Raw genomic sequence first — 4,793 nt, forward strand, 5'->3', positions numbered from 1 at the left:
GGAACGCGACAAGCTGGACAAGTATGGCCGTCCGCTTCTGGGCTGCACGATCAAGCCGAAGCTCGGCCTGTCGGCCAAGAACTACGGCCGTGCCGTCTATGAATGCCTGCGCGGCGGTCTGGACTTCACCAAGGATGACGAGAACGTCAACAGCCAGCCCTTCATGCGCTGGCGCGACCGGTTCGACTTCTGCCAGGAAGCCATCGAGAAGGCCGAGATCGAGACCGGCGAACGCAAGGGTCACTACATGAACGTGACCGCGCCGACCATGGAAGAGGTCTACAAGCGCGCCGAATACGCCAAGGAGATCGGCACCCCGATCATCATGTCGGACTACCTGACGCTGGGCTGGGCGGCGCACAACTCGCTGTCGAAATGGTGCCGCGACAACGGAATGCTCTTGCACGTCCACCGCGCCATGCATGCGGTGATGGACCGCAACCCCAACCACGGCATCAACTTCCGGGTCCTGACCAAGCTGCTGCGCCTGCTGGGTGGCGACCACCTGCATTCGGGCACCGTGGTGGGCAAGCTGGAAGGCGACCGCGAGGCGACGCTGGGCTGGATCGACATCATGCGTGACCGCTACATCAAGGAAGATCGTTCGCGCGGGATCTTCTTCGACCAGGACTGGGGTCCGATGCCGGGCGTGTTCCCGGTCGCCTCGGGCGGGATCCATGTCTGGCACATGCCGGCGCTGGTCTCGATCTTCGGCAACGACTCGGTGCTGCAGTTCGGCGGCGGCACGCTGGGCCACCCCTGGGGCAACGCGGCCGGCGCCGCGGCGAACAGGGTCGCGCTTGAGGCCTGCGTGCAGGCCCGCAACGAGGGCCGCGAGATCGAGAAGGAAGGCAAGGACATCCTGATCGCCGCCGCCAAGCACAGCCCCGAACTGAAGATCGCCATGGAGACGTGGAAAGAGATCAAGTTCGAGTTCGACACCGTGGACAAGCTGGACACCCAGCACCGCTGATCGCCCGAAGGGAGAGAGAGAAATGAGCAAGGTTCAGGACTACAATTCGCGGCTGTCGGATCCCGCAAGCCGCAAGATGGGCACCTTTTCCTACCTGCCGCCGATGGATGACGCACAGATCCGCAAGCAGGTGGAATGGATCGTGAAACATGGCTGGAACCCGGCCATCGAGCACACCGAGCCGGAATACGCGATGTCGAATTTCTGGTACATGTGGAAGCTGCCGATGTTCGGGGAAACCGATGTCGACGTGATCCTGGCCGAACTGAAGGCCTGCCACGAGGCGAACCCGGACAACCATGTCCGCCTGATCGGCTACAACAATTTCAGCCAGAGCCAGGGCGCCAACATGGTGGTCTATCGCGGCACGCCGGTCTGATGCACCCTTGCCCGCCGCGTGACCTGCGCGGCGGGCATCCCCCTGGGAGGCGAGTATGAAGGACATGATCGAACAGTACCGCGTGACGGCCGAACCCTATTACCGGCCCGTCGCAAACGAGGTCGAGATGTTCGAGGCGGCCTACGCCGCCAGGATGCCGGTGATGCTGAAGGGCCCCACGGGCTGCGGCAAGACCCGCTTTGTCGAACACATGGCCTGGAAGCTGGGCAAGCCGCTGATCACGGTGGCCTGCAACGAGGACATGACCGCCTCGGACATCGTGGGCCGGTTCCTGCTGGATGCCGATGGCACGCGCTGGCAGGACGGACCGCTGACCTTCGCCGCGCGGCACGGGGCGATCTGTTACCTGGACGAAATCGTCGAGGCGCGCCAGGACACGACCGTCGTGATCCACCCGCTGACCGACAACCGCCGCGTCCTTCCCCTTGAGAAGAAAGGGGAATTGCTGCGCGCACATCCGGATTTCCATCTCGTCATAAGCTATAACCCGGGCTACCAGAGCCTGATGAAGGACCTGAAACAGTCCACCAAGCAACGCTTCGGCGCGCTGGATTTCAACTATCCCGCCCACGGGGTCGAGGTCGAGATCGTCGCCCATGAATCGGGTATCGAGGCGAAGGACGCCGACAAGCTGGTCTCGATCGCGGAACGCGCGCGCAACCTCAAGGGGCACGGGCTGGACGAGGGCATTTCCACGCGCATGCTGATCCATGCCGGGTCGCTGATGGCGCAGGGCATCCCGGCGGTGGCCGCCTGCCAGATGGCGCTGGTCCGTCCCATCACCGACGACCCCGACATGCGCGACGCGCTGGATGCGGCCGTCACGACCTATTTCTAGGCCATGGCCACGCTCGCCGATTTCGCCGACCTGACCGCCGAACTGGACGAGGCCCAGCGCGCGATCCTCGACCAGTGCTGGCCGGATGCGATCCGGGTGCTGTCGCCGCGGGGGCTGGACAACTGGCTGAAGGGGGCGGTGGCGCTGGGCCATATGGGGCGCGGCGATCATATCGTGCGCACCTGGATCAAGGTGGTCCCCACGCTCGCCCGCGACCTGGGCGAGGACATCATTCCAGATTTCGCCCAGGCCCTGCTGGGCTTTGCCTCGCGCACCTCGGGCGCGGTGATCGAGCGGGTGATCGCCACGGCGCCCACCGCCTCGCGCCGGTTGTCGGACCCGGACCTGTTCCGCGCCTATCTGCAATTGCTGAACCAGTTGCTTGCCCAGGCGCCCCGCGGGCTGCGCCCCATGCTGGACCATCTGGAGGAGTTGCTGGATGTGCTGACCCTTGGCGGGTTGCGCCGCTGGGCGAATTGGGGCGCGCAGGCGCATCGAACGGATTTCGAGGACCTGACGCGCTATTTCAGCCTTGAAAGTGCGGAATCGCAGGCCGTGCTGCAAAAAGAGCGCAAGGGCACGCTGTTCGTCGATATCCACCGCCGGATCGGGATGTATCTGCGCGCACTCTGGGGCCGGGATTTCCTGATGCGTCCGACCGCAGGCGATTTCGAAAGCCGCGAGGGCGCACGGCCCTTCATTGCCGACTGGTTCCTGCACCTGCCGGATGCCTATGACGACTGGAACGGCGTGCCCGGGCTTGACCTCTACCGCGCCGCGGCCGCCCATGCCGCGGCCCATGTGGCCACCACGACCAAGGCAATTCCCGGCGACGAGCTGAGCGCATTGCAGCAGGCCTGCGTGGGCCTGATCGAGGACGCCCGGGTGGAATCGCTCGCCATCGCGCGCTTTCCGCGGCTGCGCGACCTGTGGCGGCGGTTCCACGCGCCCGCGAGCGATGGCTCGATGGGGGCGCAATTCGACCGGATCGCGCTGGCGCTGCTGGACCCCGACTGGGCGACCGCGGATCCGGTGGCGGCCTGGGCGCGGGACGCGTTTGCGGCGGCCGATTTGTCGGATGCGCGGATCTCGCGCGATCTGGGGCTGGAACTTGCCCATCGGCTGCGCGAGCGGCCCTATTCGGCCTGGCGCGACGTGCAGGGCGCGCCCTATCGCGACGACAACCGCTATATCTGGGAATTCGAGGAGATCGACTGGGACAAGGGGCCAGGCGAGGCCCCGGAACAGGTCCGCAAATATGTCTCGCTCATGGAGATGGTGAACGAGGTCGAGGTCGAGACAGCGGGCGAGGATGCGCAGGAAATCTGGGTCGCCGAGAACGAGTTGTTCGACGATGACGGCCTGTCCTTCAACGAGAAGGAAGGCAAGGAGCCCGTCGCGGCGCCGGTCTTCTATGACGAGTTCGACTATCAGATCCAGATGAACCGCCCGGCCTGGGCGACCGTGCTGGAAAAGCGCCCGCGGCTGGGCGATCCGGCGGAGATCGACGCGATCCTGGCCGAGAACCGCAAGCTGACCCAGAGGATGCGGCACCTGCTGGACGCGATGCAGCCGCAGGGCGTGCAGCGCATCCGCAAGCTGGAGGATGGCGACGAGATCGACATCAATGCCGCGCTGACGGCGATGATAGACATCCGCATGGGCCGCCAGCCCGACCCGCGGGTGATGATGCGCTCGGTGCGGAAGGTGCGCGATATCGCGGTGATGACGCTGCTGGACCTGTCGGAATCGACCAATGACAGGGTGGCGGGGCAGGACCAGACCGTGCTGGACCTGACCCGTTCCGCGACCGTGCTGCTGGCCGAGGCCATCCACAAGGTGGGCGATGCCTTTGCGCTGCACGGGTTCTGTTCGGACGGACGGCACAATGTCTTCTACCAGCGCTACAAGGATTTCGATCAGCCCTGGGGCGAGATGCCCAAGGCGCGGCTGGCGGGGATGCGGGGGCAGCTGTCGACCCGCATGGGCGCCGCGATCCGCCATGCGGGCGCGCATCTGAACCGGGTGGCGGCCAACAAGAAGCTGATGCTGGTCATCACCGACGGGGCGCCGGCTGATATCGACGCGCGCGATCCGCAATATCTGCGTCAGGACGCCCGTGCCGCGGTGCAGGAGGTGGCGCGGATGGGGGTGATCCCGTTCTGCCTGACGCTCGATCCGCGCGCGGACCAGTATGTGGCGCAGATCTTCGGGCAGCGGAACTATCTGGTGCTGGAGAATGTCGAGCGCCTGCCCGAGCGGCTGCCGATGCTTTACGCCGGTCTGACAAGATAGACCCCGCCCCGGCGCATGGCCGGGACGGGGCGTCTTGTTCTGGACGTCCCGGCCGCGTGGGCCGGATGGGCCTCATTGCGCCAGCGTGGCGAGATAGGCGTAGATGTCGTAGGTTTCTTGCTCGCGCCGGACCTGGTGGGTCATCGAGCCGCGCGCGCGGGGATCGTTGAGATATTTGCGCAGGAACGCGGTCGGGTTGGCCGCATAGACCACCATCTGGTCCTCGGTCCAGACGAGGCCCGCAGCACCGGCCGCGGTCATCGAGGGCGAGTATTTGAAGTCCTCGA

5 protein-coding genes are annotated in these 4,793 nt (G+C 65.6%); 4 read left to right on the forward strand and 1 reads right to left on the reverse strand.

What is annotated here, in order from left to right:
- From ENN83_RS15640 to ENN83_RS15655, 4 genes are all read left to right on the forward strand, one after another.
- Positions 1-973: form I ribulose bisphosphate carboxylase large subunit (locus ENN83_RS15640; protein WP_287188626.1), on the forward strand; the 973-nt coding region annotated here is incomplete at its 5' end.
- A 22-nt stretch (positions 974-995) separates the two neighbouring features.
- The gene (locus ENN83_RS15645) at positions 996-1,352 is read left to right on the forward strand and encodes a ribulose bisphosphate carboxylase small subunit (protein ID WP_132695484.1); all 357 of its coding nucleotides are present in this window, start codon (positions 996-998) and stop codon (positions 1,350-1,352) included.
- A gap of 55 nt (positions 1,353-1,407) precedes the next feature.
- Entirely contained in the window at positions 1,408-2,211 is an 804-nt protein-coding gene (locus tag ENN83_RS15650; RefSeq protein WP_287188630.1) for a CbbQ/NirQ/NorQ/GpvN family protein, read from the forward strand.
- Between the two features lie 3 nt (positions 2,212-2,214).
- On the forward strand, positions 2,215-4,506 hold the full coding sequence (locus tag ENN83_RS15655) for a nitric oxide reductase activation protein NorD (protein ID WP_287188633.1): 2,292 nt from the start codon (positions 2,215-2,217) through the stop codon (positions 4,504-4,506).
- Between the two features lie 72 nt (positions 4,507-4,578).
- Here the strand turns inward: ENN83_RS15655 and ENN83_RS15660 are convergent.
- On the reverse strand, positions 4,579-4,793 hold a 215-nt coding region (locus ENN83_RS15660), incomplete at its 5' end, for a c-type cytochrome (RefSeq protein ID WP_414707680.1).

Origin of the sequence: Rhodovulum sp., assembly GCF_011048875.1 — a bacterium.
GTDB classification, from domain to species: domain Bacteria; phylum Pseudomonadota; class Alphaproteobacteria; order Rhodobacterales; family Rhodobacteraceae; genus Rhodovulum; species Rhodovulum tesquicola.